Annotated in this window: 13 protein-coding genes and 1 pseudogene; 13 read left to right on the top strand and 1 reads right to left on the bottom strand. The window is 64.1% G+C overall.

Annotated elements, in window-relative coordinates; genetic code table 11:
* Window positions 1-52 precede the first annotated feature (52 nt).
* From ACTRWB_RS03330 to ACTRWB_RS03275, 12 genes and pseudogenes are all read left to right on the top strand, one after another.
* Complete coding sequence (locus ACTRWB_RS03330; RefSeq protein ID WP_343490854.1) at window positions 53-1,009, top strand: LysR substrate-binding domain-containing protein; 957 nt, start codon at window positions 53-55, stop codon at window positions 1,007-1,009.
* A gap of 432 nt (window positions 1,010-1,441) precedes the next feature.
* Window positions 1,442-2,686 carry an MFS transporter gene (locus ACTRWB_RS03325; RefSeq protein WP_446900924.1) on the top strand — a complete coding sequence of 415 codons (1,245 nt, stop codon included), beginning with the start codon at window positions 1,442-1,444 and terminating at the stop codon, window positions 2,684-2,686.
* A gap of 138 nt (window positions 2,687-2,824) precedes the next feature.
* Window positions 2,825-3,754, top strand: a complete 930-nt coding sequence (locus ACTRWB_RS03320) for a LysR family transcriptional regulator (RefSeq protein WP_129516466.1) — start codon at window positions 2,825-2,827, stop codon at window positions 3,752-3,754.
* A 114-nt stretch (window positions 3,755-3,868) separates the two neighbouring features.
* Window positions 3,869-4,363 carry a hydroxyquinol 1,2-dioxygenase gene (locus ACTRWB_RS03315; RefSeq protein WP_193101431.1) on the top strand — a complete coding sequence of 165 codons (495 nt, stop codon included), beginning with the start codon at window positions 3,869-3,871 and terminating at the stop codon, window positions 4,361-4,363.
* 42 nt (window positions 4,364-4,405) lie between these two features.
* Complete coding sequence (locus ACTRWB_RS03310) at window positions 4,406-5,425, top strand: hydroxyquinol 1,2-dioxygenase (protein ID WP_419687962.1); 1,020 nt, start codon at window positions 4,406-4,408, stop codon at window positions 5,423-5,425.
* Window positions 5,426-5,469: 44 nt separating this feature from the next.
* Window positions 5,470-6,936 (top strand): aldehyde dehydrogenase family protein, encoded by a 1,467-nt coding sequence (locus ACTRWB_RS03305; RefSeq protein WP_446900923.1) that lies wholly within the window; start codon window positions 5,470-5,472, stop codon window positions 6,934-6,936.
* A 7-nt stretch (window positions 6,937-6,943) separates the two neighbouring features.
* On the top strand, window positions 6,944-8,011 hold the full coding sequence (locus ACTRWB_RS03300) for a maleylacetate reductase (RefSeq protein ID WP_446900922.1): 1,068 nt from the start codon (window positions 6,944-6,946) through the stop codon (window positions 8,009-8,011).
* A 28-nt stretch (window positions 8,012-8,039) separates the two neighbouring features.
* Window positions 8,040-8,168, top strand: a pseudogene (locus ACTRWB_RS03295) (6-chlorohydroxyquinol-1,2-dioxygenase); the annotation flags it as partial.
* A gap of 20 nt (window positions 8,169-8,188) precedes the next feature.
* Window positions 8,189-8,500 (top strand): YciI family protein, encoded by a 312-nt coding sequence (locus ACTRWB_RS03290; RefSeq protein ID WP_096475194.1) that lies wholly within the window; start codon window positions 8,189-8,191, stop codon window positions 8,498-8,500.
* 3 nt (window positions 8,501-8,503) lie between these two features.
* Window positions 8,504-8,839 (top strand): Rieske (2Fe-2S) protein, encoded by a 336-nt coding sequence (locus ACTRWB_RS03285; protein ID WP_129516472.1) that lies wholly within the window; start codon window positions 8,504-8,506, stop codon window positions 8,837-8,839.
* 207 nt (window positions 8,840-9,046) lie between these two features.
* Window positions 9,047-10,135 carry a porin gene (locus ACTRWB_RS03280; RefSeq protein ID WP_446900921.1) on the top strand — a complete coding sequence of 363 codons (1,089 nt, stop codon included), beginning with the start codon at window positions 9,047-9,049 and terminating at the stop codon, window positions 10,133-10,135.
* Between the two features lie 275 nt (window positions 10,136-10,410).
* A complete protein-coding gene (locus ACTRWB_RS03275) occupies window positions 10,411-11,223 on the top strand; it encodes a hypothetical protein (protein WP_446901407.1) in 813 nt (270 codons plus the stop codon).
* 137 nt (window positions 11,224-11,360) lie between these two features.
* Here the strand turns inward: ACTRWB_RS03275 and ACTRWB_RS03270 are convergent, their stop codons facing one another.
* Window positions 11,361-12,002 (bottom strand): TetR/AcrR family transcriptional regulator, encoded by a 642-nt coding sequence (locus tag ACTRWB_RS03270; protein WP_446900920.1) that lies wholly within the window; start codon window positions 12,000-12,002, stop codon window positions 11,361-11,363.
* Between the two features lie 407 nt (window positions 12,003-12,409).
* Between ACTRWB_RS03270 and purU the strand changes: the two genes are divergently transcribed.
* Window positions 12,410-13,285 (top strand): formyltetrahydrofolate deformylase, encoded by an 876-nt coding sequence (gene purU / locus ACTRWB_RS03265; RefSeq protein WP_193101418.1) that lies wholly within the window; start codon window positions 12,410-12,412, stop codon window positions 13,283-13,285.
* Window positions 13,286-13,297: the final 12 nt, after the last annotated feature.

The following is a 13,297-nucleotide window of genomic DNA, read 5'->3' as shown; positions in this document are numbered from 1 at the left end:
GCGGGTTTGCAGCAACATCGGAAATAATTAGGTTGATAAGCCGAGGTTATAGATGAGCGTGCGCGATATCGAGGTGTTCCGGGCGGTGATGAACGCCGGAAGTACCAGCAAGGCGGCCGGCGTGCTGGAGATTTCGCAGCCGGCGGTGAGCCAGTCGATCCGGCGGCTCGAGAGCATGGCGGGGTTCCGCCTGTTCGAGCGGGTGCGCAGCCGTCTCGTGCCGACGCAGGAGGCCGTTGCGCTGATGCGTGACGTGGACCGGTACTTTCTCGGTTTCGAGGTGATCGAACACCGGATCCGCAGCTTGCGCTCGTACGGCTTGGGGCGTCTCGCGATCGCGTCGTTGCCCGCGCTCGGCACCGCCTTTCTGCCGCGTGTGATCGCGTCGTTCGACGCGGCGGCGCGCGACGTCCAGATTTCACTGCAGGTGATGAGCTCCCGTGAGGTTCACGAGAAGGTGTCGGCCGGGCAGGTGGATTTCGGCTTGATGTCGGACGAGATGTCGATGGCCGGGCTGGAACACTCGGCATTCGTCACGATGCCGGGCGTCGCGGTGATGCATGCGGGGCACCCGCTCGCGGCCAGAAGCGTGATCAAGGCCGACGATCTGTCGCGGACGGCCTTCATCGCACTGAATCCGGAGGACAGCACGCGATTGAGGCTCGAAACGCAGTTGCGCGGGCTCGGCGTGGTGCTGAAGCCGCTGGTCGAAACGCCTTACTCGCATACGGTTTGCGAGCTCGCGCTGGCCGGGGTGGGCGTGGGGTTCGCGCATCCGCTCGTGGCGCTCGATTTCGTGAAGCGCGGGCTTGTCGTGAAGCCGTTCGATGTCGATGTCGCCTTTACCGGCGTGCTGGTCTTTCGTCCGGGAACGCCGATGTCGGAGAACGCGCGAGTGTTTCTCCAGCACATGCGGATTCAGCTGGAGGCCGATCAGAACGCGCTTGGGGCGTTGTTCGGCAAGAAGGGCCGGGGGAGGGATTCGCGGGGAGTGGCGGGTGGTGGATGAGTCGACCCGGGTGCCGGGTTTGTCCGTCGGCTGGCCGAACCGCAGCCTTGCGAATGCGTCGCGGGAAGCCGCCCGCTCCGAGAGGCCGTACGCGGCTGTCTCGGTGTCTATGAGGGATTCCCCCGTGACGTGCGCATGAGCGTCACTTCAGCCCCGCAGGAATGCGCTCCACGCCTCCCCACCGACACTTCCCGCCCACCGCCCCGATTATTTGCATTTCGCGAATGGCGCGTTCGCCGGTTGTTCCATACCCGATCGGCAGCGTTGCACCTATCGTGGTGGCGTCGGCTGATTGGATTCGACGCCTGGAACCGGAAAGGCGGCCGGCGCTTCCTCGCGATTCACGTCGCACACCACACAAAAGACATCGGACCTGACTCATGCGCAGGCGCTGCGGCGCGCGCAGGCGAAGCAGCGTCCACGGAGACGGACATGAAAGCAAACGAGTGGGATACCTCCTATGAGTGGAACGCGGTGACGCTGCTGGCGCTCGGCTTCGGGCTGGTTGGCCTGGACCGCTGGCTCATCGCGCCGCTGTTCCCTTCGATCATGAAGGACCTCAACCTGACCGCGCAGGACGTCGGCAACTGCATCGGCGTGCTCGGCTTGTCGTGGGGCATCTTCGCGGCGCTGATGGGCGGCATCTCGGACAAGGTCGGCCGGCGCAAGGTGCTGATTCCGGCGATCATCGCGTTTTCGCTGCTGTCGGGTTTCTCGGGGCTCGCGGGCGGCCTGCTCGGGTTGATGGCGATCCGCGGGCTGATGGGTGTCGCCGAGGGTTCGTTCTGCCCGACCAGTTTCGCCGCGACGGCCGACGCGTCGCATCCGCGGCGGCGCGGCCTGAATCTCGGCCTGCAGCAAAGCGGCTTCGCGCTCTTCGGGCTGGCGCTGTCGCCCATCATCGCCACCCAGCTGCTCGGTTTCGTGTCGTGGCGCTGGGTCTTTGCGCTTGTGGCCGTTCCCGGCCTGATCCTCGGCGCATTCATGTTCTTCGTCATCCGCGAGCCGAAGGTCGTGAAGGAAGTCGCGTCGGAGCATGCGCCGGCGTCGCTCGGCCATGTTCTCAAGAGCCGCAACATCCTCGTCGCGATGGCCGCGCTGTGCTGCGCGATGACCGGCGTATTCGTGCTCGGCGCGCTGCTGCCGCTGTACCTGACGGATTACCTGTCGCTAGGCACGCAGAAGATGGGCCTCGTCGTGTCGGCGATCGGCTTCGGCGGTTTTCTCGGGCAGTTCGGCTTGCCCGGCCTCTCCGATCTGGTCGGCCGACGCTTCGCGAGCATCGTGGGTTTCGTCGGGACGGCCGTGATGCTCTACATTTTCCGCGGTCTCGGCCCGCAGCCGCTCGCGCTGTTTGGGGTGCTGTTCGTTGCGTCGTTCTTCACGCTCGGGCTCGTGTCGCTGCTGTCCGGCCCGGTGGCGACCGAGGCCGCGCCCGTCGGTCTGGTGTCGACGTCCATCGGCGTGGTGGTCGGCGTCGGCGAGATCTTCGGCGGCGGCATCGCGCCGGCGATAGGCGGCTATGTTGCCGCACACTTCGGCATCCAGAACATTCTGTGGCTGCCGATGTGCGCGGTCGTGCTGGGCATCCTCGTCAGCCTGTTGCTGAAGGAAACCGCACCTGCGGTGCTGCAGCGTCGTGTGGCCGTGCAGCCGGAGCTGACGGTAGGAAAGTAACCGAGGTCGTGCGCGCGCCGGTGTTTGCACCCTCCGCGATTGACATCGATTAGGCGACACAGTGACGCCATTCGCATGACACAGCCCGTTGCCCGCTAAAGGTAGACTGGTGACTTCGCTGTCGAAAAAGGGCGCGGCATGGACCGGTTTCTGAGCATCGAGGCATTCGTGAGGGTCGCGGAGGCGAGCAGCTTCGCCGAGGCGGCGCGGCAGCTGGGTGTGACCAGTTCCGTGGTGACGAATCGCATCCAGCAGCTCGAGAAGTTCGTCAACGCGCCGCTGTTTCATCGCAGCACGCGCCACGTGCGCTTGTCCGAAGTGGGCGAGGCCTTTTATCGCGAGTGCGCGGAGGTGGTCGGACGCGTCAACGAGTTGACCGACCAGATGCGCGAGCTTCGCGCCACGCCGACCGGGCGGCTGCGCATCCAGGTACTGCCCGGTTTCGCGCTCGATCACCTGGGCCCGCCGCTGGTCGAATTCAATCGACGCTACCCGGGCATCCAGCTCGACGTGATCGTCAATGACCGCGTCGTGGACCCTGTCGAAGAAGGGTTCGACATCGCCTTCCAGATCTTTCCGCCGATTTCCGAGTCGCTGATCGAGCGGCGGCTGTTCAAGGTCAGGCGTCTCTTTTGCGCGTCGCCCGCTTACCTCGAAGCGCATGGTGCGCCACAACATCCCCGTGATTTGCTGCAGCACACCACCGCGCTGTATTCGGGTTATCCGTCGCGCAACCGCTGGACGATGACGCGCGACGACGAGGTCGTCGAAATGGAGCTGCCGGGCATGATTCGCTCGAACTCCGTTCACCTGCTGCGGGAGTGCGCGCTGACAGGTGGCGGCGTCGTTTGCCTGCCCACGCTCGTGGCGAGCGACGCGCTCGTCGCGGGCCGGCTGGTGCCGATCCTGACCGACTACCACCTCGCACCGCTGAGCTTTGCCGCCGTTTATCCCGCGACGCAGCGACAGGCGCTGAAAGTGAAGGCGCTGGTCGAATTCCTCGCGGAATGCATCGGCGATGAACCCGCGTGGGACGTGCCGCTGCTGGCGCGTGGCTGGGTGCGCTGAACCGCGCGATTATTCGCGAAACGCAAATGCCGTAATCGCCGTCCGTTGCCTTGTTGCGGTTGTTGGTTGCCCCTAGAGTTGAATCCAACAAGCGGTTCAACTCAGGAGACAGCAATGACCGACACGGCATTCCACACCGTCTTTGGCTCGCTCGACAGCTACAAGAAGGGCGAGATCGAAATCACCAGCGGCAGCGCGCAGCACTACGCCTTCTCGAATGTCTTCGAGGTGGCATCGAAGTCGGCCCCTTACGAAAAGGTCGTCGCCGGCAAGAATCTCGAATACGTGATCGAAGTACTGAGGACCGAAGGCCAGTCGCCCTGGTTCGCGTGTGCGCATGACGAGTTCGCGATCCTGATGGACGGCGAAGTCCGGATCGAATTCATCAAGCTCGACGCGCCGCCGAAGTCGGGCCGCGGCACCGTGAGCGCGGGCGCGCAACCGGCTGGCCGCAACATGGGGTACGTCGTCTTGCGCCAGGGCCATCAGGCGCTGCTTCCGGCCGGCTGTGCGTACCGCTTCACCGCCGGCAAGCCGGGGGTCGCGCTCGTCCAGACCATGCTCGGCGAGCTGTCCGTGGAGAAGTGGGCCGAGATCTGCCTGCACTGACCCTTCCGACCGCCCACATTCGACTATCCCAGGAGACACGTTATGGCCACCCTCGAAACCCTCGACCCGTCCGCAGGCTTCGCCGCCGATCTGGTGCAATCCACGCAAGCCGATGCCGTCACCGGCTACCGCCGCTTCCAGCTCGGCGCGTTCGAATTCCAGCGCGACGAATATTTCGTGAAGATCAGCTGGCCCGCGAAAGGCCAGACGCGCACGCATGCGATGCCGGCGGACGCATTTCTGCGCGCGATGATGCGCGACGTCGCATGGGGCTTCTTCTACGGCTGGGTGAATTTCGATCACGTGTTCGGCACGCGCAATCACTACGGCAAGGTGGACATGTATGCGGGCACCTTCAACGGCATCCTGAAGGACGCCGGGGTCGACTACACCGAGACCTTCGAAACGCCCACCATCATGGCGACCTTCAAGGCGATGCTGCACGACTGGACCAACGAAGGCTTCGACCCGTTCGCGGCGCCTGAGGAAACCGGCACGGCATTCGGGCGCAAGCACGGCGAAAACGGCGCGGCAATCGAACGCACGCGGATCGCGACGCGCCGCATGCCCGGCCTCGAAGGCGACTCGCCGCTGCGCGACGAACTGCCCGTCAACCGCGCGTTCCTCGACGTCGCGCAGGACGAACCGGAAGTGCATGTCGAGCCGGGCTTCGAAGGCGAACTGCACGCATTCAACCTGTTCAAGTATCTGTCGCGCTCGGACGTGACGTGGAATCCGTCGGTCACGTCGGTGTGCGAGCGCAGCCTGTTCTGCCCGACCACCGAGGAATTCATCCTGCCGGTCTTCCACGGCAACGACCGCGTCGAATGGTTCCTGCAACTGTCCGACGAAATCGTGTGGGACATCGGCGACAAGAACACCGGCGCACCGCGGGCACGCGTGACGATGCGCGCCGGCGACATTTGCGCGATGCCCGCCGACATCCGGCACCAGGGTTACTCGACGAAGCGTTCGATGTTGCTGGTCTGGGAAAACGCGACGCCGAACCTGCCGCAACGCTACGAAAGCGGCGAGCTGGCGCCGTATCCGATCGCGTTCTGAGCAGCGCACCCGCTTCCGCTTCAGCACAATACCGAGGACGATTCATGCAAACCCAACTCTTCATCGACGGCCGCTTCGTTGACGCCGTCGACCGCGGCACGATCGACGTGCTGAATCCGCACGACGGTTCCGTCATCACGAAGATCGCGGCGGCCACAGCGGCGGACGTCGATCTGGCCGTCGAAGCCGCGACCCGCGCGTTTCCCAAATGGTCGGCGATGCCGGCCGCCGAACGCGGCCGGCTGCTGCTGCGCCTGGCCGACGCGATCGAGGCCAACGCCGAGGAGCTGGCACAGCTCGAATCGCTGGACACCGGCCACCCGATTCGCGATTCGCGCGCGCTCGACGTGCCGCGCACGGCGGCCTGCTTTCGCTATTTCGGCGGCATGGCCGACAAACTGCAGGGCTCGGTGATTCCCGTCGAAACCGGCTTCCTGAACTACGTGCAGCGTGCGCCGATCGGCGTCGTGGGCCAGATCGTGCCGTGGAATTTTCCGCTGATGTTCACGAGCTGGAAGATGGGTCCGGCGCTGGCCGCCGGCAACACGGTCGTGCTCAAGCCGTCGGAGATCACGCCGCTGTCGACGTTGCGTATCGTCGAACTGATGGCCGAGGTCGGATTTCCCGCAGGCGTCGTCAACATCGTCCCCGGTTACGGGCATACGGCCGGCCAGCGGCTCGCCGAACACCCGGGCGTCGGCAAGATCGCGTTCACCGGTTCGACGGCGACCGGCCGCCAGATCGTCGAAGCATCGCAGGGCAACCTGAAGCGCGTTCAACTGGAGCTGGGCGGCAAGGGCGCCAACATCGTGTTCGACGATGCCGATCTCGATGCGGCCATCAACGGCGCCGCATGGGCGATCTTTCACAACCAGGGGCAGGCGTGTATCGCGGGTTCGCGTCTGGTGCTGCACGAACGCATCGCGGACGCGTTCCTCGAACGATTCGTTGCGCTCGCATCGTCCATCCGCATCGGCAACCCGCTCGACGCCGATACCGAAATGGGGCCGCTGACGTCGAAGCAACACCTCGAGCGCGTGCTGTCGTTCGTCGACGTGGCGCGCGAGCAGGGCGGTCGCGTGCTCGCGGGCGGCAGCGCGCCGCAAGATCCGGCGCTCGCCAACGGCTACTACGTGCGCCCGACGGTTATCGAAGCGAGGAGCGCGAACGACCGCGTCGCGCAGGAGGAAGTGTTCGGTCCGTTCGTCACCGTGCTGCGGTTCGGCAGCGACGACGAAGCGCTGTCCATCGCCAACGCAACCGAATACGGGCTTGGCAGCGGCCTGTGGACCCAGAACCTCTCCCGCGCGCACAAGATGGCGTCGCAGATCAACGCGGGCATGTGCTGGATCAACTGCTACAAGCGCGTCAATCCGGGCAGCCCGTTCGGCGGTGTCGGGAAATCGGGTTACGGCCGCGAGATGGGCTTCGAGGCCATGCACGACTACACGGAAGCGCGGTCGGTGTGGGTCAACGTCGACGGCAACGTGCCGCCGCACTTCAAGCGCTGAGGCCTTCATGGAGCGCTTCGTCTATCAGGGAACCCCTTCGCGCGTGGTGTTCGAATGGGGCGCGCTCGCCAGACTGCCGGACGAGCTGTCGACGCTCGGCGCCCGCCGCGCGCTCATTCTGTCCACGCCGGAGCAGTGGCATCTCGCCGATCGCGTGAAGGAGGTGCTCGGCGAGCGTGCCGCCGGCGTGTGTGCGCAGGCGGTCATGCACGTTCCGGTCGAAGTCGCGCGCGCTGCACGCGAGATGGCCGCCGAACTGGGCGCGGACTGTTGCATCGCGATCGGCGGCGGCTCGACGATCGGGTTGGGCAAGGCCATTGCGCTTGAATCGTCGCTGCCGATCCTGGCGGTGCCGACGACTTACGCCGGTTCGGAGATGACGCCGATTTACGGACTCACCGAAGGCCGGTTGAAGCGCACCGGGCGCGACGCGCGCGTGCTGCCGCGTACCGTGCTCTACGACCCGTCGTTGACGGTGTCGCTGCCGCCTGGCATTTCGGCGGCGTCCGGTGTCAATGCGATGGCGCACGCGGTCGAGGCGCTCTATGCGGAAGACGCGAACCCGGTGATCAGCCTGATGGCCGAAGAATCGATTCGCGCGCTCGGTGAAGCATTGCCAGTCGTGGTGCGCGATCCGGACGACCGAACGATGCGCAGCCGCGCGTTGTATGGCGCCTGGCTCGCGGGAACCTGCCTCGGCGCGGTCGGCATGGCGTTGCACCACAAGCTCTGTCACACGCTCGGCGGCACCTTCAACCTGCCGCACGCGCAGACGCACGCGGCCATGTTGCCGCATACCGCGCATTACAACCACACCGCCGCGCCTGATGCGCTGCGCCGCGTCGCGCGGGCGTTGGGCGGCAACGACGCGGCCGACACCGGCCCGCTGCTGTTCAAGCTGAACGCGCAGCTCGGCATCGCGCCGGCGCTTGCCGATATCGGCATGCCGGAGGATGGCCTCGATGAAGCGGCCGACATCGCGTGCCGGAACCCGTATGCGAATCCGCGGCCGATCGAACGCGCGGCGATTCGCGCGTTGCTTCAGGACGCGTGGGAAGGGCGTGCGCCGCATTGATTGGCCGGATGCTCAAACGGAGACAGACGTGATGAATGACCACCATGACGGCGACACGAGGCTGACCGAGCAGGTCGTCGCGAGCTTCGGCGGCACGCCGGGCCCGCGCTTGTGCGTGCTGATGCAGAGCCTCGCGCGGCAGTTTCATGCGTTCGTTCTCGACCGGAGCTGATCGACATGGCTCGATTTTTCGCGGTGTTTGCAACGGACCAGCCTGGTATGCGCGAGGTGCGCGACCGCGTACGGCCGAGTCATCGGAGCTACCTGCGCGCGGCAGCCCAGCACGGCGTGTATGTGCGGCTCGGCGGCCCGACGCTGGACCCGCAGGGCGACGCGATGAACGGAACGCTGCTCGTCGTCGAGGCCGACGATATCCATGCGGTAATGCAGTTCGTCGGCAACGACCCGTACGTGAAGGAGGGGTTGTTCTCGCGCGTGGAAGTGCGCCCTTGGGACTGGAGCCTCGGAAACCCCGAGCAGAGAGTGTGATTCATGGAGGCCAGACAACTCTGCCGTGTTTCCGATGTGCCGGACGGCGGCGCGCGGGTCGTCGATGAAGCTTGCATCGGACGTCCCGTCATCGTGGTGCGACGCGGCGAGCAGGTGTGGGCGTACGTGAATCGTTGCCCGCACTTTTCGGTGCCGCTCGATTTCGTACCGGGCAGTGTTTCCTGCTACCGGTCGCAGGTATTGATGTGTGCCCATCACAGCGCACTGTTTCGATTCGACGATGGGGTGTGCATCGACGGACCTTGCTCGGGATCGGCGTTGGAAGCCGTGGCGGTCGAGGTGGATTCGACGGCGTGGGTTGTCTGGCGAGGCGCTTGATTCGAACGTTGCGACCGGTGCGGTGTCGGGTCGATCCACGCGAGACTAAATAGAAGAAGTTGAGATCGAGCAATACGCGCGGCGCTGTTCATTCCATTAAATCAGTAAAACTAATCATATTTACAGCGTTGTCAAACCGAGCATTGGGCGAATACCCGCCACGTAGTGGGTGGCGGGTTCGCATTGACATAAAACGACGGAGACAGAATGAAACTCAGGTTTGGAGCAGTGGCGATTCTTGCCGTGGCGCAGGGCGCATGGGCACAGAGCAGCGTGACGATGTTCGGCCTTATCGACAGCGGCATCTCGTATGTCAGCAACGAGGGTGGCGGAAAGAACGTCAAATTCGACGATGGCATATACGCGCCCAATCTCTTCGGCTTCCGCGGTACGGAAGATCTCGGCGGCGGATATCGCGCGACGTTCGCGCTCGTGAACCAGTTCTCGACGGCGAACGGCAGCATCGTCGGAACCGGAATTTTCGGGCGCAACGCGTACGTGGGCCTCGAGAGCGACCGGTTCGGCAGCATCACGCTCGGCAATCAGTATGACTTCATGGTGGATTCCCTCTTTTCGAAGGGGAATGCGATTGCGAGGGACATCAATGGGCTATACGGTTTTCGGAATGGCCCGTTCCAGCGTCTCGCGCTGCCGGACAATCCGACCGGTGCGTTCGACTGGGACCGCACGGCAGGCAGCAAGCCGATCGCGAATTCCGTCAAATACAGCTCGCCGACGGTCGCGGGGCTGTCCGGCGGCGTGATGTATGCGTTCGGCGGCGTGGCCGGCTCGGTCGGGGCGGACAACGCCGTCAGTGCCGGGCTGAACTATGAGCCGGGGGCTTTCGGTATGGGCGCGGCCTACACGAACGAGAAGTACGGTCCGGCGCCCGGCGTGCCGTCGACGAGCGTGCGCAACTGGGGCGTCGGGATGCACTACGACTTTGGTATCGTGACCGCGAGTGCGCTGGTGACGACCGTGCACAACTCGTTCAACGATGCCGGCGTGTGGATGGCCGAAGGCGGCGGGGTGTGGCACGTCAGGCCGGACGTCGTCCTGGGGGCGAAATACATGTACATGAAGGGTAATGAAGCGGTGAACAACAACCACGCTCATCAACTCAGCGTGGCGCTTCAATACCTGTTGTCGAAGCGGACGATGGTCTATGTGTCGGCTGACTACCAGCGCGCGAACAGCGGGGCGAATGCGCAGGTGAATGGCGTGCTGGATCCGAACGGGGCTTCAAGTTCCGCTACTCAGGCGGTGGCGCGGGTCGGGTTGCATACGGTGTTTTGATTGGGGGGCGGCGGGCGGACCTTTCGTCAGGGTCCGCCCGGCACCGCACGGGTCGCGCGGCGACATGCCGACATGCGCGCCGTCGCTCGCTTCCGGCCGGTTGTTGTCGCCCGGGCAACACGGTAGTGTGCCTGTTGACCTGCTGCCGGGCCGACGATAAGCCTACGATGAGGTGCGCCGGCCATCGGTGAATTTCAAACAGGGGATGCGTTGCCGATCATTCCACCCTATAGTGCTCGTCGTTGACCGATCTGCAAGCCAATCAGGAGCGCGTCGTGTTTCACCGGAAATCCAGACTGGGACTTTCGAACTTCGTGTGCGTCGTCGCCCTGACGATGATGCTGGCGCCAGTCGCGGCGCATGCAGAGGCGGAGGCTGTCGACGGTGCGGCGCGCATCGCGACCGCGGCCAAGCACGACACGTCACCCGCACGACCGATTGTCGGCGATGACCCGGTTGCCATTCGGGATGCCCTGAAGAGGCTGCACATCAGAACCGCCGCGCCTTCCTTGAGCGACCGGGTTCGCGGCCTGGTCCCCGGCGCTACCGACCGGCATGGCGCGAATGCCGACCTGGCGGCCGTCGGTCTGGATCGTGACGTGACGTTCGTGGTGCCGGTGCGGTACGGGCTGAGGTACCGGTCACAGCAGCGCCTGTTGACGCTGGACGTCGACCTGTTCGACGCAGAGCGCGACGACCGGACGGGCATCCTGCTCAGAAAGGTCACGACGGGGCCACGCGGGCGAGGGCTCGTGATCGCACCCGAAGCGAAGGCAAAAGGGTATATCCAGCAGGTCGACATCATCGAACTCGAGTCCGGGAAAGGCAAAATGACTTCGGTTCGTAGCCGCATGCGGCTTTCGCCCGCCGTGTACGCCCAAACGCATGGCGACTTTGCACTCGTTTTTTCCGGGCGCCTGGTTCGGCCTTACCTGAGCGAACAAATCGAGCATGTCGATCCGAGCATCGAGGAGCCGACGGACATTACGACCAGGATCTCCAGCTTGCACATGGATCTCCATGCCATCTGGCTGGTGAGTCCGTCGAGCGGTGTCGTGCTGTCGAAGAAGCTGAGTCTGTCGAAGTAGCGACAGCGCGAAAGTTGGCGCCTTGCGAAAAATTTGAGGTGCGGTCGCAAATCTCACGTTCGGGATGGCCGATCTCGGTTGCCTCATGGGCGAGTCGCGGCGATCTCGCTCGCCCGCGTTTCGCGGGCCCCGGTTCGTTACTTGCCTTTCCCGGCCTGAACGATGACCTGCGTCAAGACCTCCAGCTGGCCGTCAGTCTCCGATTGAGCCACGTCGAATAGACCAAACAGGCTCATACCGCGCAGGGAGGCGAAGACGAAGCCCGCAAACTGCTCCGGATTCGGATGGTTCGCTTCGATCTCCGGGAAGCACGATATGAATCGCGCAAAGAATACGGGGTCCGACCGAGCTCGGGTCGCGTCTATCTTCGCAAACAACTCCGGCGACGCCTTGCAGCCGAAGAACAAGCTCCACGCGGCGATATAGCTTGGGACGCCATAGATCGTCTGCCAGGCGAGGCGCACAAATTCGCGTGCACGTTCCTCCAGCGCGAGGCCGGCCGGCGGCCAGACCACGCCGTCGTCGGACAAGGGCGCCATCACCTCGTCGATCAGTCGCTCCATCAAGACCTGACGATTCGCGAAATGATGCTGAAGTGCGCCCAGCGTGACGCGCGCGCCGCGTGCGATGTCCTGCAGGTTCGTCGCCTTGAACCCCTTCTTGTGCAGCAGGCGCATGGCGGACTGCACGATGCGACGACGCGTGTTGTCGCTACGTTCTTCTTGTGTCCGGCGCGCAGGCGCGCGGCGAGACTTGTCGGATTTCGGTACGGTGCTCATCGGTCGAACGGTCGTTGGCATGCGGGCAGAAGTCTATTACACGGCGGCGGCGGGTGGGGCCTCGGGACGCAAAGTCGGGTTAACCACAAACAAGTAACAATAATTTTTAATTGTTTTTGTGCGCGAGTGCAATCTATACTTGGCCGCACGCACCGCATGAGAATGCTCGGCGCCGCAGGTCGGCACCGCTGCCGTGCCGGGTGGCCCCGCTTCGCTATGAAACATTAAATATTTATTGTTTTTGCGAAGGCCGCAGTGGTGGTTTCGGGGGCCGATGGCGTGCTCATCGCACGCTGCGCGTCTCGGGGACAACCGAGCCGCGCGGAACAACCAGATGGACTGGCAACCGTCTTTGCTTGCAGCGCCAGCCCAAGTACGACTTCGAACCTTTGCCCTTGTAAGCCATCATGACCGCAACGACGCAGACCCCCGAAGCTATCAGCTACCTGTTCACCTTCCAGTGCCCCGACCGGTTGGGCATTCTCGCGAAAGTCTCGAATCTGCTGTTCCGCGAGGGTGCCTATGTCACGGAGTCGTTGCATTACGGCGACCCGCGGACCGAGCAGTTTTTCGCGCGGATGGTCTTTGACGACCACCTGATGAAGGACGGTATCGGGGCGTTGACGCAGCAGATGGCGTCGCTTGCGCGCGAACTGGACATGCAGTTCGAGATTCGTCCGGCGGCGTATCGTCCGAAGGTGCTGATCGCCGTTTCAAAGTTCGATCACTGCCTGAACCTGCTCCTGACGAAGTGGCGCGCAGGCGCACTCGACATCGACATCGTCGGCGTGGTCTCGAATCACAACGACTGCCGCAGTCTCGTCGAGTGGTACGGCATCGCGTTTCACCACTTCCCGATTACGCCTGATACAAAGCCTCAACAGGAAGCACGGATTCTCGACCTGTTCGCCACGACGGGCGCGGAATTGCTCGTCCTGGCCCGGTACATGCAGATTCTGTCCGACGACCTGAGCCGCAAGCTCGAAGGGCGTGCGATCAACATTCACCATTCGTTCCTGCCCGGCTTCAAAGGTGCGCGCCCCTATCACCAGGCCTACGACCGCGGCGTCAAGGTGATTGGCGCCACCGCCCACTTCGTGACGAGCGACCTCGACGAGGGCCCGATTATCGCGCAAGAGGTCAAGACGATTGACCACGCCCATACGGCCGAAGACATGGTTCTCGTGGGGCACGACACGGAAGCGGTCGCGTTGGCAAACGCCGTGCGCCTCTTCGGAGAAGGCCGGATTTTCCTCAACGGCCATCGCACGGTCATCCTGTAATCAGTGACGAGG

This window comes from Burkholderia sp. YIM B11467, assembly GCF_052952715.1.
This window is presented reverse-complemented; position numbering and strand designations above follow the sequence as displayed.

Bases quoted from the DNA above. Each gene is read 5' to 3' on its own strand.
- ACTRWB_RS03280 (WP_446900921.1), top strand. From the start codon at position 9,047: ATGAAACTCAGGTTTGGAGCAGTGGCGATTCTTGCCGTGGCGCAGGGC.
- ACTRWB_RS03305 (WP_446900923.1), top strand. From the start codon at position 5,470: ATGCAAACCCAACTCTTCATCGACGGCCGCTTCGTTGACGCCGTCGAC.
- ACTRWB_RS03330 (WP_343490854.1), top strand. From the start codon at position 53: ATGAGCGTGCGCGATATCGAGGTGTTCCGGGCGGTGATGAACGCCGGA.
- ACTRWB_RS03290 (WP_096475194.1), top strand. From the start codon at position 8,189: ATGGCTCGATTTTTCGCGGTGTTTGCAACGGACCAGCCTGGTATGCGC.
- ACTRWB_RS03325 (WP_446900924.1), top strand. From the start codon at position 1,442: ATGAAAGCAAACGAGTGGGATACCTCCTATGAGTGGAACGCGGTGACG.
- ACTRWB_RS03310 (WP_419687962.1), top strand. From the start codon at position 4,406: ATGGCCACCCTCGAAACCCTCGACCCGTCCGCAGGCTTCGCCGCCGAT.
- ACTRWB_RS03270 (WP_446900920.1), bottom strand. From the start codon at position 12,002: ATGAGCACCGTACCGAAATCCGACAAGTCTCGCCGCGCGCCTGCGCGC.
- ACTRWB_RS03300 (WP_446900922.1), top strand. From the start codon at position 6,944: ATGGAGCGCTTCGTCTATCAGGGAACCCCTTCGCGCGTGGTGTTCGAA.
- ACTRWB_RS03285 (WP_129516472.1), top strand. From the start codon at position 8,504: ATGGAGGCCAGACAACTCTGCCGTGTTTCCGATGTGCCGGACGGCGGC.
- purU (WP_193101418.1), top strand. From the start codon at position 12,410: ATGACCGCAACGACGCAGACCCCCGAAGCTATCAGCTACCTGTTCACC.
- ACTRWB_RS03315 (WP_193101431.1), top strand. From the start codon at position 3,869: ATGACCGACACGGCATTCCACACCGTCTTTGGCTCGCTCGACAGCTAC.
- ACTRWB_RS03320 (WP_129516466.1), top strand. From the start codon at position 2,825: ATGGACCGGTTTCTGAGCATCGAGGCATTCGTGAGGGTCGCGGAGGCG.